Consider the following 23,027-nt stretch of genomic DNA (forward strand, 5'->3'; position numbering starts at 1 on the left):
GAGATCGGGTAAGTTTTAAACCTGCCTAATCAATTTCTTAAGGTAAAATAAAAATTGATTATCCGCTACTTTGTCGGGAGGGCTAAAAATTGGAAAAAGCAGTAAACATCGGATTATTACCTAACCCACATCTCAACAGATTTGAATTTCCGGGATTTGAATTCTTTCTTCCGGGATTAGTTTAAATCCTTTAGAAGGATTTCCTCCAGAATTTTCATGCCCACCGTTGCTTTTTCCTGAATCAGGTTGACATCCTTGGGTAGTGGTGAATCGGGGATTTTAGGGTCGATCAGGTATTTTTTGGCTTGGCGCGGAGCGTAGTCAATCAGGCCGGCAGCTGGATAGACTTTAAGGGAAGTCCCCAAAACCAGAAAGATATCTGCTGTCCTGGCAAGGTTAATCGCGGGAACCATCATTGGCACTGCCTCTCCAAACCACACAATGAAAGGCCGAAGCTGACTTCCTTTTTCGCATTTGTCCCCTTCCTTGATTTCCCAATGATCCAAAGTATAGATCAACTTGGGATCCAGCGTGCTTTGAGCTTTGGAAAGTTCTCCGTGAAGGTGAAGGACCTGCGAAGACCCAGCCCGTTCATGAAGGTCGTCGACGTTTTGGGTGATGATTTGGACATCAAAGTACACTTCCAGACGTGCGAGGGTAAGGTGAGCCTCATTGGGCACACATTCCCTAGCTTGTTTTCTTCGTTGATTATAGAAATCAAGTACCAAAGCCAGGTTTTCCCTCCAGCCTTCCGGTGAGGCAACGTCCCGGATATCATGGTTTTCCCAAAGTCCGTTGCTGTCCCGAAAAGTGCTGATACCGCTTTCGGCAGATACACCGGCTCCCGTGAGGACGATTAATTTCTTTCTTGTCATGAAATGAACCGATTTTCTTACTGTTCTTCGATGGAGATATGAATACTATCGAATAAGGTTTTTATAAATTATTCCGTTCTTCATTACCAGAACCATTTTTTCCGGCTCGGAGATTAATTCGAGATTTTGAATCAAATTGCCATCCATCAGGATCAAATCCGCCAAGGCCCCTTCCTCTATCACCCCGACTTTTCCGGTATATGGGCTCTTTTTTCCTGATAGAGCCAGGAGTTCTCCGTTATTTCCGGTAACCATTTTTAGGATTTCGACATTAGAAAACCATCGCTTCATTTTCAGTAGCTGCAGGTCAGGACGGGAAGCTTTTTGTGCATCAAACAGGACATCAGTCCCGTAGGCAATTTTCATCTTGTATTTTTTGGCAAGTTCAAATGCTGTGTCAGTTCCTTGGTACATTTCCAGCTGTTTGGCACGGCTTTCTGGACTGAGCACCCCTTTGTCCCCTTCGTCGACAAATGGTTGAAGGCTCCAAAAGACATTTCTTTCCACCATTAGCTTGACAGTTTCCTCATCGATCAACTGACCGTGATCAATGCATTTGACTCCTGCACGGATTGCCTGCTGAATTGCCCGAGGTGTGTAAGCATGAACCGTTACATAGGTTCCCCAATTTTCGGCTGCTTCAACTGCTGCCCTAATTTCCTGTTCGGTGTACTGAGTCACATCCAGTGGATCATAAATGGATGAAACACCACCTCCAGCCATTAACTTGATCTGACTTGCCCCGAGCATGAGTTGTTCCCTGGCTTTGAGTCGCACTGCATCCGGGCTGTCCGCAATAGCGGCAGCATTAATCCGTTCGGCATAGCTCAGTCCATTTGAGGCATCAGAGGGGATGTCATTTGGCAGGCGAAAATCTCCATGTCCTCCAGTTTGGGAAATGAATGAGCCGGATGGCCATATCCGGGGCCCGGCTACCACACCTGCATCGATGGCTTGCTTCAATCCAAAAACCGGCCCTCCCAAATCCCGTAGGCTGGTATAGCCTTTTTGCAGGAGCGCTTCTGCATTTTTTCCGGCGACCAGGTTAACAAATCCCAGATTACTGGTCAGCAAAGCAATCTGAGAAAGGTTGGCAAACATCGAATGGTAGTGTGCATCGATCAGTCCAGGCATCAGGAATCGCCCTTTTCCGTCGATAATCTCCACATTGGCGCTTTTGTTGGTCGGAATGGGACTGGTTGAAATTTTGGAAATCTTGTTCCCAGTGATTAGCACATTGCCTTGGATGGTCTGATCATCTTTACCATTGAAAATTTCAACATTGGAGATCAAAATGATTTTTTCCTGGGAGTAAACTGGTCTTGATAGAAAATGACTAAATAAAATAAGTCCTAAAAAGAGTGGTCTAAAAGTTTGCATTGAGTTGAAAATTGATTTGAGAAGAAATTTACCCGAAAACACGGAATGATTTAATCCTATAACAGAAAAAAACCGACCCTGATGGATCGGTTTGGTTTTACTTTTTCTTCGCCGGGAACCTTCCTTTTTTCTTGGCAGCATCCGGCTGGGCTTCTATAATCTCAATGGTTTCTGCGTAGGTAAGTTGTTCCGCTTCTTTTCCCTTTGGAATTTTGAAGTTGTTTTTGCCAAACTTGATGTAAGGCCCCCAGCGTCCATTGAGGATCTGGATTTCCGTATTTTCATCAAATGACTTGATATGCTTGTTGGCGTCTGCTTCCCGCTTGGCTTGGATCAGTTGGATGGCTTCTTCTTCGGTGATGAACAGGGGATCCTGATCTTTTTGAAGCGAGTAAAATGCGTTGTCATGGCGGATGTATGGCCCAAACCGACCCACAGCAGCGGTCATCTTTTTATCCTCAAAGTAGCCGACCTCACGGGGTAGTTTGAACAGTTCCATTGCATCATCCATGGTCACGTTTTCGATAAACTGACCTTTTTTCATGCTTGCGTACTGCTTGTCCTCGTCTTCATTTTCTCCGATCTGTACCAGTGGTCCAAATCTTCCCAAACGGGCATAGACATTCTTACCTGACACAGGATGCTGTCCAATGAGTCGGCTGGAATTGATGTCCTGTCGGGATACTTGCTCGGTTTCTTCCACACTGTGGTGGAATTTGCCGTAGAATCCATCGATCATATCCTGCCAATCCTGTCCTCCTGCGGCAATTTCATCGAATTCCTTTTCCACTTTGGCCGTAAAATGAAAGTCGATGACATTGGGGAAATGCTCTACCAGAAAGTCATTGACCACCATCGCAATATTGGTCGGGAAGAGTTTGTTTTTCTCTGCCCCGGTATTTTCGGTTTTGGTGGCATCTGAAAACTTGCCTTTGGCAATTTTCATTTCAACATAGCTTCGTGGAGTTCCCTCTCTGGATTCTTTGACCACATATTCCCGCTTCTGAATCGTAGAGATCGTAGGAGCGTAGGTAGAGGGTCGGCCAATTCCGAGTTCTTCCAGTTTTTTAACCAATGAAGCTTCAGTGTATCGAGGTGCAGGTCTGCTGAATGTTTCCCGGCCTTTCATTTCCTGAAGATTCAGATTTTGTCCGACAGACATTGGAGGCAAAAGTGACTTGTTGCCATCTTCATCCTCTTCGGGTTCGTCGTCGGTATCTTCGAGGTATACTTTCAAAAAGCCGTCAAACTTGATCACCTCTCCGGTGGCTACCAGATTTTGGGTCGAGTTGGAAATGGCAATGGTTATTGTGGTTTTCTCCAGTTCGGCATCAGCCATCTGAGACGCAATGGCTCTCTTCCAGATGAGTTCATAAAGGCGCTGCTCGTTACGCTCCCCGGAAACTTGGCTTTGAGAAAAATCAGTTGGGCGGATAGCCTCGTGAGCTTCCTGTGCGCTTTCCGATTTGGTTGTAAACTGTCTTGATTTATGGTACTGGGAACCAAATGAATTTTCAATGGCACTTTTTGCGGCACTCATGGCATCCTGGGATAGGTTGGTGCTGTCAGTACGCATGTAGGTGATTTTACCTGCTTCGTAAAGTTTCTGTGCCACAGACATGGTTTGTGCTACAGAAAAGTAAAGCTTTCGCGAAGCTTCCTGCTGGAGGGTTGATGTGGTAAATGGTGCTGCTGGAGTCTTTTTGGTTGGCTTTTTCTCCAGATTGGCTACAGAAAAAGAAGCCTCCATACATTTCTTGAGAAACTCCTCGGCCTCGGATTTGGAGTCAAACTTCTTAGGAAGTTCGGCTTGGAAGGTTTTGCCACCCACTTCAAAAATGGCCGTTATCCGATATGAAGACTTGGATTTGTGGGCTTCGATTTCGCGCTCCCGCTCTACAATCAGGCGAACTGCAACTGACTGAACCCTACCTGCTGAGAGACCGGTTTTGATTTTTTTCCAAAGAATCGGAGAAAGCTCAAAACCTACCAATCGATCGAGGATTCTTCGGGCTTGCTGTGCATTGACCAAGTCATAATCAATTCCACGTGGGTTTTCGATGGCTTTGGTAATGGCGTTTTTGGTGATTTCCCGGAATACTATCCGCTTGGTATGGCTGTCATCCAGTTTAAGAACTTCCTTTAAATGCCAGGAAATAGCCTCTCCCTCTCGGTCATCGTCACTTGCCAGGTAAACCATATCAGCGTCTTTGGCTAAAGCCTTGAGATTTTTGATGACTTCCTTTTTATCAGCAGTGACTTCGTAAGTGGGCTTGAAGCGATTTTTGATATCTATAGCTTTATCGCCTTTGGGCAGGTCCCGCACGTGACCGTAGCTGGAAACTACTTTATAATCCTTACCAAGGTAGCCTTCGATAGTCTTGGCTTTGGCTGGGGATTCGACGATTACTAGATTTTTTGACATATTAAAAGAGAAAATTCCTGACCGACCGGTCATTTTTTAAAAGCTAAAAATAGAGGGCATAGTTTTCTCCTCCAAATAATAAAAAAACGAGGCCGTTGCTTTTGGATGGATTTTTGAGGCATTTCCAGTTGGATTCGCGGCAAAAATGATTATTAAATGAAGCAATTGATTCTTTTAAGGCACGGGGAGGCAGGGTTTTCGGATGGAGTGGATTTTCAGCGGCAACTCACACCAAGGGGAAAAGAAAACCTAAACCGACTTGGTGAAACCCTTATCAAGTCGGGTCTAAAGGTGGATTTTTTACATTGCTCATCGGCCACCCGTACCCGGGAGACTTCAGAAATCATCAAAAAATATATTAAGGTGGAGGAGGAGCAGCTGACCCGTGACATTTATCAGGGAAATTTGGAAACGCTACTGAAAATACTGGAGAATACGCCTAAATCAGCCGAAACCTGTCTTTTAATAGGGCATAATCCGACCATCAGCCTGCTGCTTTCCCATATTACCCACGGGAATTACATCGGTTTGCAACCCGGAATGATGGCTGTCATTGATCTGGAAATCAATGAATGGTATATGATTGGATTGGGAATGGGGATTTTGAAGGAAGTTATTCAGTGATCAGTGACCAGTAAACAGTAGGCAGTAGGCAGTAGGCAGTCATCAGTTTACAGCCCTGCCAACTGGAAACTGATTACTGTAAACTGCCAACTGATCACTGAATTCTATGAATATCCGATTCAGTGTATTTCGGGGTTCCTCCTTTTTGAGTAGCCACAAACGCTCCAATTTTGCAGGCAAAATCCAAAATTTCCTCTGGTGACTTTTCATCCAGATAAGTTTTGATAAAACCGCTCAGAAACGCATCTCCAGCACCAATGGAATCCTGAACCTGCACTTTGTACCCTGGATGTTGGGTGATTTTCCCTTTTTGGTAGATGATTGCACCTTTGGATCCCCGGGTTATACAAATGATTTCCATAGGAAAATGCTGATCCAAATGGAAGCAAAGCCCCTCGATAGTGGGTTCGGTTTTGAAGTAATCCGCAAAGATTTCCAATTCGTCTTCATTGATCTTGAGTACATCAGCAAATCCAAGAAGAGTTTCGATCACTTCAAAATCATAAAACGGAGGCCGGAGATTGGCATCGAATATCCTCAGCGTTGGGTGGCGAAGGAGTTTGATCAGGGTTTTGAGACTTTCTGTATTGCGCACACCGAGGGTACCAAAGACGAAAGCATCTGCTTCCTCGACGACTTGATCCAGCGTTTCATTCCATTCGATAAAATCCCAGGCAACCGGAGAGACAATGCTGTACTTGATGTTTTCCGGATCGGTGGTGTCCACTAAAACTCTGGAAGTTTCATGCTCCGGGTTGATTTGGATCAGATCAAGGGGAAGGTCAAATTCCCTGAGGAAACTCAGCAATTTGAATCCGTCTTCATCCTTACCCACAGCTGAAATCAGGCGGGAATTCAACCCTAATTGGTGAAGATTGAGAGCGACATTCATGGGAGCGCCACCGGCCACCGGTCCGGTTGGCAAGCAATCCCAAAGCATTTCTCCAAATATTACGACGTTATCCCGCATTGCTTTTTTGTAAGTCTTGTTGAATTTCCTCCAGTGATCTTCCTCTGGTTTCCGGCATTTTAAACATCACCCAAAGCAGTTGACAGATCATCATGGCGCAAAAGAAGGCGAAGATATACCCCGGTCCAAAACTGTTGGCAAAGAAAGGAAAAACGTTTGCGATCACGGCTGCAAGAATCCAATGGGTAAAGGATCCCAAGGATTGCCCATAGGCCCGAAGTTCATTGGGGAACATTTCGGAAATAAACACCCAAATTACGGCGCCTTGTCCCACGGCGTGAGAGGCAATGAATCCGAAGACAAAAATCGGCAGCCAAAATGGAGAAATCCCCGGACCAAGAAAATTGTAAGCCATCAGGGTCAGGGAAATGATGTATCCAAAAGAACCGATGTACATGAGTTTTTTCCTCCCCAATCGGTCAATCAGATAGAGTCCAAGAAAGGTGGCGACCAAGTTTACCAAGCCGATTCCGATAGTGGAAATCAGGGCATTTTCAGTGGATATGCCTGCCATTTCGAATATTCTCGGAGCAAAATAAATGATTGCATTGATGCCTGACACCTGATTGAAAAAGGCGATCAGGATCGCAAGCAAGGTGCTGGAGAAGAATCTCGGGCTAAACAGGACTCCGAATCCTGCTTTTTGTTTGATGCTTTTTTCTTCTTCGATCGCCATTCGGATGGCTTCATCCACTCCGTCAGGATCGGTTCGAGTCAATATCTCACGTGCTTTGACGTGATCCTTGAATTTGGCTATCAGCCATCTTGGACTTTCCGGGATGCTGAAAATCATCACACTGTATATCAAGGCCGGGACTCCTTCCACGCCCAGCATCCATCTCCAGTCTTCCGGTATTTCAGCTGTTCCGATGATATAGTTGGAGACGTAGGCCATCACGATTCCAAAGACAATGTTGAATTGGTATAAGGCAACCAATAAACCTCTGTTTTTAGCGGGTGCAATTTCAGAAATGTACATCGGGGCTACCACAGATGAAGCTCCTACACCCAATCCTCCCAAAAATCTAAAAAACGTGAAGGAGGTGAAATCCCAGGCTATTCCCGAACCTATCGCTGAAACAAAGTAGAAAACCCCTATCCAAAGCAAGCTTTTCTTTCTACCCCATCGGTCGGCAGGAATTCCTCCCAACAGCGCTCCAATTACTGTTCCGTAAAGTGCTGAGGCAATGGCCAGTCCATGCATCCAGTCACTGAGTTGCCAAACTTCCTGAATTGCTCGCTCTGCACCGGAAATTACGGCAGTATCAAAGCCAAATAAAAAGCCGCCCAAAGCGGCCGTGAGGGAGACAAAAAAGGCGTATCGGTTGGTTGCCATGAACTATTTAGGGTCGATTGATTCACTAAACTAAGGAGAAGGATCACAATTCAAAACCCTGCAAGGGTTAATTTTCTTATATTCGCGGGCACAAAAAACCAGGCTTTACCTGCCTAATTTTTGTTTAAACTGAACCTACTAAGAAAATATAAACCCAAAAGTCATGACTACCACGACTGAGATTTACAAACCAAAAAACCACATCCGAATCGTCACGGCGGCTTCGCTGTTTGACGGACATGATGCGGCGATCAACATCATGCGACGGATCATACAGTCGACCGGATGTGAGGTGATTCACTTGGGCCACAACCGATCGGTTCAGGAAATTGTGGACTGCGCCATTCAGGAAGATGTTCAGGCCATCGCAATTACTTCTTATCAGGGAGGACACGTCGAGTTTTTTAAATACATGCATGATTTGCTTCGCGAAAGGGGAGCAGGTCACATTAAAATTTTCGGAGGGGGAGGAGGAACTATCCTTCCTGAGGAAATCAAGGAACTTCATGGCTACGGCATCACCAGAATTTATGCCCCGGATGATGGACGCGCCATGGGCCTTCAAGGCATGATCAATGATTTGGTGAGGAAGTGTGATTTTCCGATCGGAGATGAATTGCCCGAGGGTTTTGCTTTGTCAAAAGAAAACAATGAACATGTCGCCCGAGCCATTTCGGCGTTTGAGAATTTCCCCGAAAAGTCTACGGCTTTGTTGGAGACGGTAAGAAAGCAAAGCAAATCTTCCCAAACTCCCGTCCTTGGGATAACCGGAACGGGCGGGGCAGGAAAGTCTTCCTTGGTCGACGAATTGGTGCGAAGATTCATTATTGATTTTGAAGATAAAACACTGGCAATCATATCCGTAGATCCTTCCAAGCGTAAAACAGGTGGAGCTCTTTTGGGCGACCGAATCCGAATGAATGCCATCCATCATCCACGGGTTTTCATGCGCTCCTTGGCTACACGACAGTCCAATTTGGCACTTTCCAAATACGTTCAGGATGCTGTGGACACCGTAAAAGCAGCTGGATTTGATCTGGTGATCCTTGAAACCTCCGGTATTGGACAGTCCGACACGGAGATCATTGAGCATTCCGATTTATCGCTTTACGTGATGACTCCGGAGTATGGAGCAGCTTCCCAGTTGGAGAAAATCGACATGCTGGACTTTGCGGATGTGATTGCCCTCAACAAATTTGACAAGCGGGGTGCACTCGATGCCATCCGTGATGTGAAAAAACAATACAAGCGCAATCACAACCTGTGGGATATCGAGGACGAGCAAATTCCGGTTTTTGGAACCATCGCTTCCCAGTTTAATGATCCCGGAATGAATCAGCTTTACCGGGCGATCATTGCCAAAGTAAATGAGAAATTCAACGGTTGGGAAAGCAGTTTTGAGCTGACCGCAGGGACTTCCGAAAAGATTTACATCATTCCTCCCGCCCGTACGCGCTACCTAAGCGAAATCACAGAAAACAACCGAAACTACGACCGTTGGGTAGAGGAGCAGAAGGAGATCGCTCAGCAACTCTACAGCATTCAAAAATCCATGGAAGCGGTCAAAGCAACGAAAGTGGCCGACCAAGATCGACTGATCAAAGAACTACAGGAGGTTTATGCTCAGGTTGAACTCAATCTTGATCCCAAAAACAAAAAATGGCTGGAAGAATGGCCCACAGAAGCTGCCAAATACGGAGATGATTTCTATGTGTTCAAAGTCAGAGACAAGGAAATCAAAATCCAAACCTATACTGCCTCACTTTCCAATTCCAGAATTCCAAAAGTAGCCCTTCCTAAATATGAGGCCTGGGGCGAGCTGTTGAAGTGGGGCTTGAGAGAAAATGTCCCCGGTCAATTCCCTTACACTGCCGGGGTGTTTCCGTTCAAACGGGAAGGGGAAGATCCTACCCGAATGTTTGCAGGGGAAGGAGGACCGGAGCGTACCAACAAACGATTCCACTACGTGTCCAAGGATATGCCGGCAAAGCGACTATCCACTGCATTTGACTCGGTGACTTTATACGGTGAGGACCCCGATTACCGTCCGGATATTTATGGAAAAATCGGAAACTCAGGTGTAAACGTCTGCTGTCTGGATGATGCCAAAAAGCTGTATTCAGGTTTTAACTTGGTTGATCCGATGACTTCGGTATCCATGACGATCAATGGTCCTGCTGCGACGATGACGGCATTTTTTATGAATGCTGCGATTGATCAGCAGTGTGAGGTTTACATTAAAGCAAACGGTCTCGAGGCTGAAGTTCAAGCAAGAATTGAAGCAATCTATAAGCAAAAAGGCCTTCCTAGACCAACTTATAACGGTGTCATTCCTGACGGAAACGATGGCTTGGGCTTAATGCTATTGGGTGTCACAGGAGATCAGGTTCTGCCAAAAGAGATCTATGAAAAAATAAAAGCCGATACGCTTTCCAAAGTTCGGGGTACAGTACAGGCAGATATCCTGAAAGAAGATCAGGCACAGAATACCTGTATTTTCTCCACTGAATTTTCCCTTCGACTGATGGGAGATGTTCAGCAGTATTTTATTGATCAGAAAGTCCGCAATTTCTATTCGGTTTCCATTTCGGGTTACCACATCGCCGAGGCAGGTGCCAATCCGATCACTCAACTGGCATTGACCCTTTCCAATGGATTTACCTACGTGGAGTATTACGTTTCCAGAGGGATGAATGTCAACGATTTTGCACCCAACCTTTCATTCTTTTTTTCCAACGGAATTGATCCGGAGTATGCGGTTATCGGCCGCGTAGCCAGAAGGATTTGGGCCAAAGCCATGAAACTGAAGTATGGTGCCAATGAGCGCTCCCAGATGCTGAAGTACCACATCCAGACTTCCGGTCGATCCCTTCACGCACAGGAAATCGACTTCAATGACATCCGAACTACGTTACAAGCTTTGTATGCGATCTATGACAATTGCAACTCCCTGCATACCAATGCCTACGATGAAGCGATCACCACTCCAACTGAAGCATCGGTTCGTCGGGCGATGGCTATTCAGTTGATTATCAATAAGGAATTGGGTTTGGCTAAAAACGAAAATCCACTACAGGGAGCGTTCATCATCGAGGAATTGACCGACTTGGTGGAGGAGGCTGTTTATACTGAGTTTGATCGAATCACGGAAAGAGGCGGGGTACTTGGGGCGATGGAAACCATGTATCAACGTGGGAAAATCCAGGAAGAGAGTCTTCACTATGAGATGCTTAAGCATACCGGGGAATATCCAATCATCGGAGTAAACACCTTCCTTTCTTCTGACGGTTCGCCTACGATCACACCGGGTGAGGTAATTCGCGCTACTCAGGAGGAAAAAGAAGCTCAGATTCAAACATTGAGGAACTTACACCGAACTTATGAAGGTTTGGAGAACGAGCAACTGATGACTTTGAGAAAAGCAGCGGTGAACAATGAGAACGTTTTTGCCCGATTGATGGAAGCCGCGAAGTATTGTTCTTTGGGACAGATTACCCATGCACTTTATGAGGTTGGCGGTCAGTATCGAAGGAATATGTGATCAAGATGGGAAGAGTCCGATTTTGGATTTTGATTTAAATATCAAAGTGATTGGATATAATGTGATGGTTTAAAATAAGCCGCATGGACTTGTTTAAGCATCGCTATAAATAAAAACATAATTAGAAAATGGCAAATAAGCGAAACGTCACGGTCCGCATGAAGGCGGATTTGGAATATGAGGCCCGGAATGCCCAGGGCAATCTCGTCAATATCGATATGTATGATCCTGAGCACAAGCATGCTCAATCTCCCATGGATTTGCTCCTATCTGCATTGGGTGGTTGTGCTTCGGTCGATGCAGTTTTGATGATGAAGAAAAAGCGACGGGATATCGTGGACTTCTTTTTGGAGGTGGAAGGGACCCGAAACGATGGAGTTCCGGCATTCTACACAGATATCGAGCTGAAGTTTATTTTGGTATCTCCCAATGCAACGGAGGAGGAATTTGCGAAAGTAGTGGCCCTTTCCGTGGAGAAATATTGCTCGGTGGCGTCTTCGTTAAAGTCAACTATTACCTTCAAATCAGAGGTGAGAAAACCCGAATGAGAGTCGTAAAAGAATTGATCCGGGAGGAAGTACGCATCAGTATTTTCTCCTGGAACAATAAATATATCATCAAATTTGAGCTTGGGCCGATGGAGCAGACTTTCAAGCTTAGCGAGACCGACGTTTTGGAAGAATCGGATTTGGATTCCTTTTTGGACGGTGAATTTTTTGAAAAAGTGAAAGGTCGCTTTGAGGAAATGGGGAAAACTTTTCGTTCACAGCTGGAAAATCTTTAATTTCCCTGAAACCAAGATTACGCATGAATCTTTTTAGGGTCACGACCATTGTTTTTTTAGCCATGTTGATTACTGTCGGCTGCACTACTCAACAGGAAAAAAGTCCGGAGGAGAAGCTTCAAAAAATTAAATCTTTGATTCAGGAAATGGAATTGGAGGGCCAAGAGATGAGCAATAGATTGGATTCTGTAGCCCATTTTTATCAAGATCTCCTGGCAAAAAAGGATTCCTTGTTAAAAAATCCGGCTCCCAATCCGTACAATTTTGAAGGACCTTTTTCTACTAATTTACCCGGTCAGGATTCTTCACTCAGCTCGATCATCATTCTTAATACCACTCCGGATCGGCAAAAGGCCATGCAAGAGGTGCAGATGACTAATTCACTTGATAGTGTTTTTAGGGATTTTATTCAGAAAAATCCCATTGCAGTTCAGATTTACTCCAATTCATCGATGCAGGTCAGCCGGGTTTATCCCTCTTATGACGCCAAAAATATTGTTGACCCAAACATTGATGTGAAGGAATTCAACTTTTATTATGAGGCTGACCTTGCCCATAATCCTGGAAAGGGAGTCGTATGGATTCCGGATGCTTACATAGATCCAGCCGGAAAAGGATGGATTTTATCTTTGGTTCATCCTGTTTATGACGGGCAAAACCTTTTTGCGGTAGTAGGTGTGGATTTTACCGTAAGCGATATCATCCAAAACTACCTCGAGTCCATGGAGGGAGAGTTTATTTTGGTCAATGAAAAAGGGGATATTGTTGCAGGAAAGGCTAATGCGATTGAGGCGTTTAGTATGCCGCCACTGAAAAACCATGTGTACCGGGAAACTGTGCAATCGGATAATTTTAGAATCTCTGACTTTAATATTTTCAACAGTAAGAGCAGAGAGGTGAGAAAAATGGCTCAGTCCTTTCTTTTGGACAAAAGAAATCATTTTGATTTCATTGAGGAACCCAATCTGAATGAAGCTGTTTGTATGCGGTTTTCTCAAATCGGATGGTTTTTGATTGAACTATTCCCCAATATCTGATGGTGCCCAATTTCATAGACCGATCCAATTTCTGGCTGACCACAGTGGTCGGATCAGTTTTGGTGGTGTTGGTGATTGCTTTGGGGTTTAGTTTTTTCAAGGCAATATTCAACGCGCAAATAGATTCGAGAAAAGAGTTTTTAACCAAACAAACCGAATTGGCTGCCAGAGGACTGGAAACCGAACTTAATCGATTTGAAGAGGAATCCCGGTTTTTATTGATCTATCTGGAGGAACCCGGGTTGGACGAGGAGGATTATCGGGATGAGTTCACCATCGCCACGAGACGGACATTTACTAATTTTCCCCAATTGATTGATACCATTTGGGTGGATTTAAAAGATTCCGTCTTGGTTTTCACGCTGACAGATCGAAATGATTTTTTAAGGATGAGATCGGTTTCCGGATTTCCTTCTGATTTGAAAGAAAATCGGGTTTTGGTTGAGGGTAATTCAGGTTTTAGAGTCTTGTATTCCACTGATTTTCAAAATTTTTCCAGGGAATATGTGGCAAATTTTTATCTCAATCCAGGAGGTGAAAAATTCCTGTTTTACAACTCTGAATTATTGAGCCTGAATCCCCGTGAAAACAGACCATTGATCCAATTGGCGGAAGCAGACCTAAAGGAAATTAATAATGACATTGGGCTTGGGTTAAAAGGTTTTTATGAAGTAAGCTGGAAAGAAGGCGATAAGGAGGTAAGTGGGATATTGGCCCAGTATCCGTTTTCTTACGGCGATTCCAGCTTCCCCACTTCGCTGGTTTTTATGTTCCCTGTTGAGGGGCTCACTACGGGAATTTACAGTGCTTATTTGTTTTTATTCTTGGGAATTGCCGTTCTAATGGTTGGTACGGTGACTTTCTTTATCATTTCACTAAAAGGAAACCTGGATTCAGTTAAAATCCAAGAGGAAAACCTGAAGGAGATTTCACGGCTTTTTGAGCAACAGAATCTGTTGCTCAAGGAATTGAGAGGCTTTGTTTTTTTCCATGATTTCAGAGGAGAAATTACTAAAGTCAGTGATGAAGTGGAGGTTGTGCTGGGACATTCCAAAACGGATTTTATTAATGCCTTTAAAGCCGAATCAACCCATTCCGATGCCAACAAAGTCAAGGAACAAACCATTCAAGCCCTCATGGGGAAAAAGGAGTTCGTTGATTTTGAACATGATTTTACCAAGCCCAATGGTGAAAAGATCAGGGTTCGAATTTTTGAAAAATTGATTTTTGATGAGAACGGTAGATTTTCAGGCGGGATGGGGATATGCACAGACATTACCGATCAATACCTTTCCCGGCAGGAAACGATACAAAGCGAAAACCGGCTAAGGACACTGATCAACAATATTCCGGACACCATTTTCATTTATGACAACGAGGGAAGAGTCCTTGATTTTCATGTTCAGGACAAGAAGAACCTCCTTGAGCCTGCTAAAAACACGTTGGGAAAATCCCTCAAAGAATTTGTTCCCCATGGCCAGACTGATGAAGTAGTTCGGGTCTTCCAGCTTGCCAGAAACACCAAGAAAATCCAGACAACTGACGTGGTCTGGCATAGCCCGATAGGAGAAAAGCACTTTGAGATGCGGTTTTTTCCCTTGGATGAAAATAAGGTCATGTCCATTTCTAAAGACATTACCAGCCAAAAAATCTGGGAAAGGGGTTTGGTAGAAGCAATGAATGCCTCCGACCAAGCAAGCAGGGCAAAGTCGGAATTCCTTGCCAATATGAGTCATGAAATCAGGACTCCAATGAACGGATTATTGGGGATTATTGACTTGTTGGAAAGTACCAACCTCAACAAGATTCAAAAGCAGTATGTGGATATTATTAAGAATTCAGGCAATTCGCTGCTAAATATTATTCGGGATATTCTAGACTATTCAAAAATAGAATCCGGGAAAATTGAAATTCAGACTTCCGTTTTCGATCCGATTAGTGAACTGAAAAATCAGATTGAGATTCTGTCTGGGATTGCAAAAAAGAAGGAGATTAAGTTGGAGGTGGACTATGGGGGAGTTGAAAGGATAAATCTGGAAGCGGATAAGGGGAAGATCAATCAGGTACTACTTAACCTGATTGGAAATGCGGTAAAATTCACCCCGGAAAAAGGATCCGTAAAGGTGGAAATGGAGTTAAATCTGGTGGATGAGCACTTTTATTTTCTATCCTACACGATATCGGATACCGGAATTGGGATTCCAAAAGAGCATCTCGACCACCTAACAGATCCTTTCTATCAGGTGGAAAGCTCCAATACACGAACCTATCAGGGTACTGGACTGGGATTGGCAATTGCCAAAAAGATTATTGAATTGCTTGGCGGAGAATTGGAAATCAGCAGTGAGGCTGGAAAAGGATCTGTTTTTAGCTTTTCGGTATTGGTAAGAAAGGCAGAGCAATCAAACCAAACTCAGGAGAAAGAGGAGTTGACTTGGAGGGACATTAAAGAAATGGGGACTGTTTTCCCTTTGAGAATATTATTGGCAGAGGACAATGATTTGAACCTCCAGCTTATGACCTTGATGTTTCAGCAGCTTGGATTCCAGTTTGAGGTTGCGAAAAATGGAGCAGAAGTGTTGGATAAGATTAAAAGCCAGGATTTTGATGTGGTACTGATGGATGTTCAGATGCCAATTATGAATGGGCTGGAGGCTACCCGGGCGATCCGTTCGATGGAAGGGAAGGACCATGTTATCATTATTGGTCTTTCGGCAAATGTTTTCGAAGAGGACCAGAAGAAAGCATTGGATTCAGGAATGAATGATTACCTCACCAAACCTATCCGGCTCGCGGCATTGGCTGATAAGCTTGAATTTTATTATCGAAAAGTGAGGGAACGGGAGGGATAGAAATTAAAATGGCTCCGAATTTTCGGAGCCATTTGCATTTAGAGTGTGGTGTGAAGGTCAAATTCTTCCAGATAATCAGCCACTCTTCGGACAAACATTCCACCTAGTGCTCCATCCACAACTCTGTGATCGTAAGAGTGAGAAAGGAACATTTTGTGTCTGATGGCAATCACATCACCGGTTGGTGTTTCCACCACAGCTGGTTTTTTCACAATGGCACCTACTGCCATTATCGCAACCTGTGGTTGGGGTATGATTGGAGTACCCATCACGTTGCCAAAGGAGCCGACATTGGATACGGTGTAAGTTCCGCCAGCCAAATCATCCGCAGTGAGTTTGTTGTTTCGAGCCCGATTAGCCAGATCATTTACCTTTTTGGAAATGCCAACCAGATTCAGTTGGTCTGCATTTCGGATCACCGGAACAATCAGATTACCGGAGGGTAGAGCCACCGCCATTCCAACGTTGATGTCTTTTTTCCTGATGATTCGTTCTCCATCTACCGAAATATTGATCATCGGAAAGTCTCGGATTGCCCTGGCAATTGCTTCGATGAAAAATGGGGTATACGTGATTCCTTCTCCGTATTTTGCCCGGTAGGCATCCTTATTTTTCTCTCTCCACAACACGATATTAGTCATGTCAGCCTCTACAAATGAGGTAACGTGAGCAGAGATCCGCTTAGATTCCACCATTCGCTGAGCAATCATTTTTCTCATGCGGTCCATCTCGATGATCTCATCGGCACCGGAAACACTGATTGGTGCTTTTGGTTCGGGAAGAGATGGTTTGACTGGAGAAGTTGGAGCCTGGCTTTTGGTTTTGATGTAAAGCAACATGTCTTCTTTAGTGACACGACCTTCTTTTCCTGAGCCAGGTATTTTGGAAAGTTCAGCTGCCGAAATCCCTTCCTCCTTTGCTATGCTTTTCACCAACGGAGAGTAAAACCGACCGTCTTCAGATGGAGTTTCACTGCTTAGTTCTGGTTGGGCAAGGATAGCAGCGGTATTTGCGGGTGCTGCAGCTACCAATTCCTCTTTTGCAGGTTCGGCCTCTTTTTTAGGAGTAGCAGGAGCCACTCCATTTTCAGATGCAGTTTCGATTATCGCGATTGGCGAACCCACAGCTACCACGTCTCCTTCTTTGGCCAGAATCTTTTTCAGAATTCCACCGTGGGTTGCAGGCACTTCGGTGTCCACTTTGTCTGTGGCTACTTCGAGAACAGATTCATCCTGCTCAATGGAATCTCCTTCTTTCTTCAGCCAGGTGAGGATGGTGCCTTCTATGATACTTTCACCCATTTTGGGCATCAGCATTTCTACACTTGCCATAGCGATTGAGGTAATTAAATTGGGTTTAAATTCAAGTTTTAAAATTAAATTTTCTGGAACTCCTACCCAAACCTTACGGATAAAATTTTATTTGTTATTCTGATTGATGCAAATTCTTAACAAATTCAAAACGGCAACCCCTGTTAATTGAATATTTAGCATTCGATCCTGGGTTAATTGAAGTTTTTTGGCTTCAGTAAATCCCTCTCCCGAACAGGAAATCCAAACAGTTCCCACCGGTTTTTCGGCTGATCCCCCGTCTGGGCCGGCAATTCCGCTGCTCGAAAGTCCAAAATCTGCACCAAAGAGTTTTCGCACTCCTTCTGCCATTTCCTTCACAGTTTCCTCACTCACAGCCCCGTGTGAATTTAACGTTTCAGCTTTTACTCCCAGGAGATTTTGCTTGAACTGATTGTGATAGGGTACCACGGATCCGTTGAAGTAATTCGAACTTCCTGGGATGCTTGTGACTAAATGCGAAATGTAGCCTCCCGAGCAGCTTTCGGCCAAAGCTAAAGTTTTCCCTGCGCTCTTCAAAAGCTTTCCAATTGCTGACTCCAGGGTTTCCTCATCATACCCGTAGACATAGTTGTTAATCAGGGGCATCACCAATTCGATTTGTTGGGCGACTTGCTGCTCCAATTCCGATCTATCAGTTCCAAAGGCAGTCAGCCTCAGCTTGACATGACCGGGAGAGGGCAGATAGGCCAGACGGATATGCTCCGGAAGGGCATTTTCCCAGTCTTTGATCAGATCGGCCAGCCAGCTTTCGCCGATTCCTACTGTTTTGATCACCTTATGGTAAATCACCGGAAGCTGGAAAATGTGAGGAAGCTTGGGGAGGACGAAGTCCTTCATCAGCTTTTTCATCTCATAAGGAACTCCAGGCATGGACATCCAATAGGCCCCGTACTGTTCAAACCACATTCCAGGTGCCGTTCCGACTTCATTGGGAACGTAAGTACAGCAAGTCGGAAGATGACCTTGAAGGATGTTTAGCGGGGTGATTTCCCGTCCCCTTCGTCTGAAAAAATCGGTCACAGCCTCGACAGCTTCCGGTACTTCCCGGATTTCGCATCCGAAATATTCTGCCAGAAGGGGCTTGGTTAGGTCGTCTTGGGTTGGTCCAAGTCCACCCGTGATCAGAATCAGCTTGGCACGTTTTTCTGCCTCGGCAAAGGCCGTTAATATATCAGTCCGATTGTCTCCGACGGTGGTTTTTCGTACCACTTTGACACCGACCAGATCGAGTTCCTGACTGATCCAGTGGGAGTTGGTGTCCATGATTTGTCCATAGAGTAGTTCGTCTCCAATGGCTATGATTTCTGCTTTTACGAGTTGCATTCGTTGATTTGGGTTTATCTAACTTTTGCTTTGGTGAGCAATTTGGCAAACAAGTCAGGGAAAAGGCGCTTCACCAAAACGTAGTATTTTTCTTTTCCACCAATGTAGACTTCCAGTTTTTTCCGGGTGATGGCATCGTAAATGTCTTCAGCACATCGTTCCGGACTCATCCCATGAGCCTGTGCCTGGTCCATTTCTCCCAATACCGAACCGTCACCTGTCAAGGCGTTTACAGAAACTTGGGTTCGAATGAACCCTGGACAGATCATGGTTACGGCTATATTTTCCTTGAAGTGCTCAGCCCTTAATGTCTCAAAAAAGCCGTGCAACGCATGCTTGGAGGCAGAATAGGAGGATCGAAAAGGTGTTCCAAACTTGCCTACCAAGGACGTGACAACCGCAAACTGCCCTGACTTTTTCTTAAGAAAGTGAGGAAGAAGCGCTTTGGTCAAGGCAACTGTTCCAAAGAAATTCACCTCCATCAGTTTCCGATCAACTTCCAAACTGGTTTCCTTAATCAGGGATCGTTGACTGATTCCTCCATTGTGCAACATGACGTCCACCTGGCCAAAAAATCCCAAGGCAGTTTTTACTTTCTCCTCAAAGGTGTCAATCGCAACCAAATCCAGGGGTAGAATCCTGCAATCCTCAGGTGATGCGCATTCGCCTTGTACCCGGCTGAGTTCATTTTCCTTTCGGGCTGAAAGGATGACCCGATATCCTTCTTTGGAAAACTTCTTGGCTGCGGCTTCCCCAATTCCTGATGAGGCCCCTGTGATCCAAATTACTGATTTTGACATGGTTAGATTTTTTTGTAAGTCACGAAGGAATACGGATACTCATTTTTTTCATCAGCAGGAAAGCTTTCTCTTTCGGTTTCTTTCCAAACTTTAGGGTTGATTTCGGGGAAAAACGTATCGCCATCCGGTTCACACTCCACTTCGGTAATTTCCAGCACGTCGCAGAGGTCGATGGACTCCTGGTAGATCTGCCCGCCACCGATGATGAAAAGTTCATCTACCCCCATTTTGTTGCAAAAAATGAAGGCATTTACCAATGAGGTGAAAGAAAAGTGCCCGTCAGGTGCCTGAAAATCCGGATTTCTGGTGATAATCAGGTGGGTACGATTGGGTAGTGGTTTACCCAAGGATTCGAAAGTGTTTCGCCCCATCAGGATGTGGTGGCCGGTTGTCAGGTTTTTAAATCTCCTAAGGTCGGCAGAGAGCTTCCAGATCAATTGGTTGTCTTTGCCAATGACATTGTTTTTCGCTTTCGCGACGATGAGCGTGATTTTCAAGTGCCTTTAATGTTTGGCCTGAAGTTACCAGTCTTTGGAAAGTAAAAAATAAAAAGGAGCAGGTTTTCTGCTCCTTTTGACGTTTGTTTTTTTATTGCTTCATCAAATTGGGGTAATCTGCCATGGAGAAATTGCGTGGTTGATTTGTGTTCAGTTCAACGACTTTCATGTCAGTTACATTTCCTTCTTTATCCGAAAAGATCATTTCCATGAAGCTGCCTTTTGGAGCATTTGAAAACAGTTCGGAGTAGCGTTCCATGGTTTTGTTGGAAACCATCGGATTGCTCTGGGGAGAAAAGACAGACAAACCATCGATTGGTTTTTCAGTAACCCAGTACCGGCCTTCACCATCTTCGGTTGTCACCAAATATTCCTCGCAGGAATAGCCTAAGATGTCCTTTTTGTTTCCGGTCTTTTCAAGTTTATAGTTCGGATTGCTCAATTGTTCCTGAGATTCTTTGTCAACTTCCTCCTGTATTTTATTGTAATCGGCCTTGATCGCCATGCTGGACTTGTCTTTTCCATCATCAATAAGAATGACCATCGCGGAGTTTTTGGAATCCATGATTGTGGTTGTCACAGCGGTGGAATTTTCCGGATCTTCATAGGCCATACCCATGAATTCAGGTGTCTTGGACAAGAGGTATTGCATTTTCACTGGCTTCTCGGTTTTTCCTTTTTTGTCAGTGGTTACAATTTCCATGACCATGTATCCGGAAAATGAATAGGAGGATTCGGTGGGTGCCGGTTCCATCATATTTCCAAGCATCCCTTCCATGGCCTCATTTCCCGCTTTGTTGGCCTCCTGGTTGGCTTTTTGATTTGCTGCGTTTTGGACGCCCTGAGCCGCTGCATTCTGGATTTTTTTCAAAAGCTGAGCCTCGGCCTGAAAACTTAAGATTGCTCCTGCAAAAATCAGGAGGCTTAAAACAGATTTTTTCATAGTAGTAGAGTTAAAAATTTTATTCAATTTCCTAAAAATGAGAGACTTGAAAAAGTTTTAACCAACAAAAAGGGGCTTAAAGTTTAAGCCCCCGGAGTAGTTCGTCAATTTTCATCCGTTTTTTCCCTTCCAGTTGGAGTTCCAAAAGTTCGAGGGAACCCGATCCGGTCTGGAATTTCAGGTAGTTTTTTCCATCTGATTCCCACTGTCCCGGTTGTTTACCCGGAAGGTTTTTTTCAGAAAAGGCAGTCTTGTAAACTTTGCAGGTTTTGTCCTGAAACTCGGTCCAAGCCGCTGGGTAAGGAGAAAGTCCACGAACCAGATTGTGAATGGATTCAGCAGATTGGTTCCAATCGATTTTGCAGGTTTCCTTGAAAATCTTCGGTGCGTGGTGTAGGGCTTTGGATTCATCCTGGACTGTAGGATGGACATTCTGTGTGGCGATTGCTTCCACCGTTTTCAAAACCAGTTCAGATCCGATGGTCATCAATTTTTCATAAACCGCTCCCAAGTCATCTTCAGGAAGGATGGGGACTTTTTCCTGGAAAATAATGCTTCCCGTATCGATCTCATGCTTGAGAAAAAATGTAGTCACACCGGTTTCTTTTTCTCCGTTGATAATAGCCCAGTTGATCGGAGCAGCGCCACGGTAGTCAGGCAGGAGAGAAGCGTGAAGGTTAAATGTGCCCAATGTTGGCATATTCCAAACTGCCTCAGGAAGCATGCGGAAAGCCACTACGATTTGAAGGTCTGCCTTGAGGCTTTTTAATTCCTGCTGAAATTCCGGGTTTTTGAGATTGGTTGGTTGGAGGATGTGAAGCCCGAGTCGCTCTGCAGCCTGCTTGACAGGTGAACCCTCAAGTTTTTGGCCACGGCCCTGTGGCTTGTCCGGAGCAGTGATGACCCCGACTACATTCCAGCCGGCTTTGACCAGTTTTTCCAATGCAGGCACAGCAAACTCCGGCGTGCCCATGTAGATGATTCGGAGATTCTTTGTTGGTACTTCGTTATTCGACATTCGTTATTTGAAGCTCTATATTAATTCGTAATTCGAAATTTGATTTTACGTCAAATCAAATCTCGAATATCAAATTTCAAATCATTTGTAAATGAGATACTTCTCTCTTTTCATTTTGTAATCCTCCAGTCCGGCTTTCCAGCTTTCCCGAATTTCCCCCTCGGTTTTTCCAGCAAGAATCTGCTTTTTCAATTCATCTGTGCCTACTAAAGTGTTGAAGTAGTTGTTGAAAAATTTCTCTTTCATTCCGGATTTGTTGTAGGCTTCAAGCAGGTATTCCAAGGTGAAATGATGGTCCATCGATTCTCCTCTGAGGTCTCTGCCATAACAAAGTTTGTCCTGATGGGGAGGCGTTTTGGACATGCCGTCTATACTGACAGGAGTAAATTGAAACTCCCCAAATTTTGGATCGGGATAGCCATAGACCTGAAAAGGAAAATAAGTTCCCCTACCAAGCGAAACGACCGTTCCTTCGAAAAGACAAGTGCTTGGATAAAGTTTGATTGCGAGGTCAGTCGGAAGGTTGGGTGAGGGTTTTACCGGAAGGCTATAAGCCATCTGATGGTTCCAGTTGGCGACAGGAATCACTTCCAAATCAACCTTCAGTCCGCCTTTCAGCCACTTTTCCCCATTGATCATCTTCGCCAATTCTCCAACTGTCAAACCATGAACGATTGGGATATTATGCATTCCGACAAAAGACTCGAAGCCGGGTTTGAGCATTGGGCCGTCGATGTAGCTCGCGTTTGGATTGGGCCGATCGAAAATAATGACCTTTTTACCCTGCTCCGCACAGGCTTCCATCACATAATGCATCGTGCTGATGTAGGTAAAAAATCGGGTGCCTACATCCTGCAAATCAAAAATGACAATATCCAAATCAGCAATCTGAGAAGCGGTTGGCTTTTTGTTGTTTCCGTAAAGCGAAATGATCGGAAGTCCGGTTTTTTGATCAACCGTGTTGTCTACTTTTTCACCAGCATCTGCGGTGCCCCGAAATCCATGTTCGGGAACAAATACTTTTTTCACCTGCACCCCCTTTTCCAGGAGGAAATCCACCACATGCTTGTTGGCAGATTGAGGCATGATGCTGGTCTGATTTCCCACAAATCCTACTTTTTTCCCCTGCAGCAGAGGAAGGTAAAGTTCGGATCTCTCGGCTCCAGTCAAGATGCGCTCCTGCCCAAAAACCGGTTGAGTCAGGTAATGGCTGAGAGAAAAAGCCAAAAAGAAAACCAGAAATGAAAATTTCGTTTGCTTCATGCTATTT

General features: G+C 44.8%; 18 protein-coding genes. 6 read left to right on the plus strand and 12 right to left on the minus strand.

From position 1 onward, the window contains the following. Positions 1-176: 176 nt before the first annotated feature. The 3 genes from D0X99_RS12530 to topA all read right to left on the minus strand — a co-directional run bounded on the left by D0X99_RS12530 (position 177) and on the right by topA (position 4,680). Positions 177-875, minus strand: a complete 699-nt coding sequence (locus tag D0X99_RS12530) for an SIR2 family NAD-dependent protein deacylase (protein WP_119478186.1) — start codon at positions 873-875, stop codon at positions 177-179. A gap of 45 nt (positions 876-920) precedes the next feature. Continuing rightward, positions 921-2,255 (minus strand): metal-dependent hydrolase family protein, encoded by a 1,335-nt coding sequence (locus tag D0X99_RS12535; protein ID WP_119478433.1) that lies wholly within the window; start codon positions 2,253-2,255, stop codon positions 921-923. A 97-nt stretch (positions 2,256-2,352) separates the two neighbouring features. After that, positions 2,353-4,680 carry a type I DNA topoisomerase gene (topA, locus tag D0X99_RS12540; protein ID WP_119478187.1) on the minus strand — a complete coding sequence of 776 codons (2,328 nt, stop codon included), beginning with the start codon at positions 4,678-4,680 and terminating at the stop codon, positions 2,353-2,355. Positions 4,681-4,836: 156 nt separating this feature from the next. On the opposite strand from topA, the gene D0X99_RS12545 reads away from it, so the two are divergent. Next, positions 4,837-5,304, plus strand: coding sequence for a SixA phosphatase family protein (locus tag D0X99_RS12545; RefSeq protein ID WP_119478188.1), 468 nt, complete (start codon positions 4,837-4,839; stop codon positions 5,302-5,304). 94 nt (positions 5,305-5,398) lie between these two features. Here the strand turns inward: D0X99_RS12545 and D0X99_RS12550 are convergent, their stop codons facing one another. After that, entirely contained in the window at positions 5,399-6,274 is an 876-nt protein-coding gene (locus tag D0X99_RS12550; protein WP_119478189.1) for a carbohydrate kinase family protein, read from the minus strand. Next, the gene (locus D0X99_RS12555) at positions 6,264-7,610 is read right to left on the minus strand and encodes a sugar porter family MFS transporter (protein WP_119478190.1); all 1,347 of its coding nucleotides are present in this window, start codon (positions 7,608-7,610) and stop codon (positions 6,264-6,266) included. The genes D0X99_RS12550 and D0X99_RS12555 overlap by 11 nt, the downstream gene beginning before the upstream one ends. A 163-nt stretch (positions 7,611-7,773) precedes the next feature. Here D0X99_RS12555 and D0X99_RS12560 point away from each other — a divergent pair, with 163 nt between their 5' ends. The 5 genes from D0X99_RS12560 (at position 7,774) to D0X99_RS12580 (ending at position 15,824) form a co-directional block, all read left to right on the plus strand. Then, the gene (locus tag D0X99_RS12560) at positions 7,774-11,151 is read left to right on the plus strand and encodes a methylmalonyl-CoA mutase family protein (RefSeq protein WP_119478191.1); all 3,378 of its coding nucleotides are present in this window, start codon (positions 7,774-7,776) and stop codon (positions 11,149-11,151) included. A gap of 128 nt (positions 11,152-11,279) precedes the next feature. Beyond that, positions 11,280-11,699 (plus strand): OsmC family protein, encoded by a 420-nt coding sequence (locus D0X99_RS12565; protein WP_233553710.1) that lies wholly within the window; start codon positions 11,280-11,282, stop codon positions 11,697-11,699. Beyond that, positions 11,696-11,935, plus strand: a complete 240-nt coding sequence (locus D0X99_RS12570; protein WP_119478193.1) for a hypothetical protein — start codon at positions 11,696-11,698, stop codon at positions 11,933-11,935. Before D0X99_RS12565 ends, D0X99_RS12570 begins: the two co-directional genes overlap by 4 nt. 23 nt (positions 11,936-11,958) lie before the next feature. Then, positions 11,959-12,972 (plus strand): PDC sensor domain-containing protein, encoded by a 1,014-nt coding sequence (locus tag D0X99_RS12575; protein WP_119478194.1) that lies wholly within the window; start codon positions 11,959-11,961, stop codon positions 12,970-12,972. Next, positions 12,972-15,824: a PAS domain-containing hybrid sensor histidine kinase/response regulator gene (locus D0X99_RS12580; protein WP_119478195.1), complete on the plus strand. Its 2,853-nt coding sequence runs from the start codon at positions 12,972-12,974 to the stop codon at positions 15,822-15,824. The genes D0X99_RS12575 and D0X99_RS12580 overlap by 1 nt, the downstream gene beginning before the upstream one ends. Positions 15,825-15,862: 38 nt before the next feature. On the opposite strand, the gene D0X99_RS12585 is transcribed toward D0X99_RS12580, so the two are convergent. From D0X99_RS12585 to D0X99_RS12615, 7 genes are all read right to left on the minus strand, one after another. Further along, positions 15,863-17,155, minus strand: coding sequence for a dihydrolipoamide acetyltransferase family protein (locus D0X99_RS12585; RefSeq protein WP_119478196.1), 1,293 nt, complete (start codon positions 17,153-17,155; stop codon positions 15,863-15,865). An 87-nt stretch (positions 17,156-17,242) separates the two neighbouring features. Continuing rightward, on the minus strand, positions 17,243-18,499 hold the full coding sequence (locus D0X99_RS12590) for a competence/damage-inducible protein A (RefSeq protein ID WP_119478197.1): 1,257 nt from the start codon (positions 18,497-18,499) through the stop codon (positions 17,243-17,245). Between the two features lie 14 nt (positions 18,500-18,513). Continuing rightward, on the minus strand, positions 18,514-19,299 hold the full coding sequence (locus tag D0X99_RS12595) for an SDR family oxidoreductase (protein ID WP_119478198.1): 786 nt from the start codon (positions 19,297-19,299) through the stop codon (positions 18,514-18,516). Positions 19,300-19,301: 2 nt separating this feature from the next. Next, a complete protein-coding gene (locus D0X99_RS12600) occupies positions 19,302-19,796 on the minus strand; it encodes a dihydrofolate reductase (protein WP_119478199.1) in 495 nt (164 codons plus the stop codon). Between the two features lie 91 nt (positions 19,797-19,887). Beyond that, positions 19,888-20,739: a DUF4412 domain-containing protein gene (locus tag D0X99_RS12605; RefSeq protein WP_119478200.1), complete on the minus strand. Its 852-nt coding sequence runs from the start codon at positions 20,737-20,739 to the stop codon at positions 19,888-19,890. 76 nt (positions 20,740-20,815) lie between these two features. Then, on the minus strand, positions 20,816-21,757 hold the full coding sequence (gene fmt / locus D0X99_RS12610; RefSeq protein WP_199708086.1) for a methionyl-tRNA formyltransferase: 942 nt from the start codon (positions 21,755-21,757) through the stop codon (positions 20,816-20,818). A gap of 81 nt (positions 21,758-21,838) precedes the next feature. Next, positions 21,839-23,020 carry an exo-beta-N-acetylmuramidase NamZ family protein gene (locus D0X99_RS12615; RefSeq protein ID WP_119478201.1) on the minus strand — a complete coding sequence of 394 codons (1,182 nt, stop codon included), beginning with the start codon at positions 23,018-23,020 and terminating at the stop codon, positions 21,839-21,841. Positions 23,021-23,027: the final 7 nt, after the last annotated feature.

The sequence above is a fragment of the Algoriphagus lacus genome, from assembly GCF_003583985.1.
In the GTDB taxonomy this organism is placed as follows: Bacteria; Bacteroidota; Bacteroidia; order Cytophagales; family Cyclobacteriaceae; genus Algoriphagus; species Algoriphagus lacus.

Bases quoted from the DNA above. Each gene is read 5' to 3' on its own strand.
- D0X99_RS12580 (WP_119478195.1), top strand. From the start codon at position 12,972: ATGGTGCCCAATTTCATAGACCGATCCAATTTCTGGCTGACCACAGTG.
- D0X99_RS12560 (WP_119478191.1), top strand. From the start codon at position 7,774: ATGACTACCACGACTGAGATTTACAAACCAAAAAACCACATCCGAATC.
- D0X99_RS12590 (WP_119478197.1), bottom strand. From the start codon at position 18,499: ATGCAACTCGTAAAAGCAGAAATCATAGCCATTGGAGACGAACTACTC.
- D0X99_RS12615 (WP_119478201.1), bottom strand. From the start codon at position 23,020: ATGAAGCAAACGAAATTTTCATTTCTGGTTTTCTTTTTGGCTTTTTCT.
- D0X99_RS12530 (WP_119478186.1), bottom strand. From the start codon at position 875: ATGACAAGAAAGAAATTAATCGTCCTCACGGGAGCCGGTGTATCTGCC.
- D0X99_RS12535 (WP_119478433.1), bottom strand. From the start codon at position 2,255: ATGCAAACTTTTAGACCACTCTTTTTAGGACTTATTTTATTTAGTCAT.
- D0X99_RS12550 (WP_119478189.1), bottom strand. From the start codon at position 6,274: ATGCGGGATAACGTCGTAATATTTGGAGAAATGCTTTGGGATTGCTTG.
- D0X99_RS12605 (WP_119478200.1), bottom strand. From the start codon at position 20,739: ATGAAAAAATCTGTTTTAAGCCTCCTGATTTTTGCAGGAGCAATCTTA.
- D0X99_RS12575 (WP_119478194.1), top strand. From the start codon at position 11,959: ATGAATCTTTTTAGGGTCACGACCATTGTTTTTTTAGCCATGTTGATT.
- D0X99_RS12585 (WP_119478196.1), bottom strand. From the start codon at position 17,155: ATGGCAAGTGTAGAAATGCTGATGCCCAAAATGGGTGAAAGTATCATA.
- D0X99_RS12570 (WP_119478193.1), top strand. From the start codon at position 11,696: ATGAGAGTCGTAAAAGAATTGATCCGGGAGGAAGTACGCATCAGTATT.
- D0X99_RS12565 (WP_233553710.1), top strand. From the start codon at position 11,280: ATGGCAAATAAGCGAAACGTCACGGTCCGCATGAAGGCGGATTTGGAA.
- D0X99_RS12595 (WP_119478198.1), bottom strand. From the start codon at position 19,299: ATGTCAAAATCAGTAATTTGGATCACAGGGGCCTCATCAGGAATTGGG.
- topA (WP_119478187.1), bottom strand. From the start codon at position 4,680: ATGTCAAAAAATCTAGTAATCGTCGAATCCCCAGCCAAAGCCAAGACT.
- D0X99_RS12555 (WP_119478190.1), bottom strand. From the start codon at position 7,610: ATGGCAACCAACCGATACGCCTTTTTTGTCTCCCTCACGGCCGCTTTG.
- D0X99_RS12545 (WP_119478188.1), top strand. From the start codon at position 4,837: ATGAAGCAATTGATTCTTTTAAGGCACGGGGAGGCAGGGTTTTCGGAT.
- fmt (WP_199708086.1), bottom strand. From the start codon at position 21,757: ATGTCGAATAACGAAGTACCAACAAAGAATCTCCGAATCATCTACATG.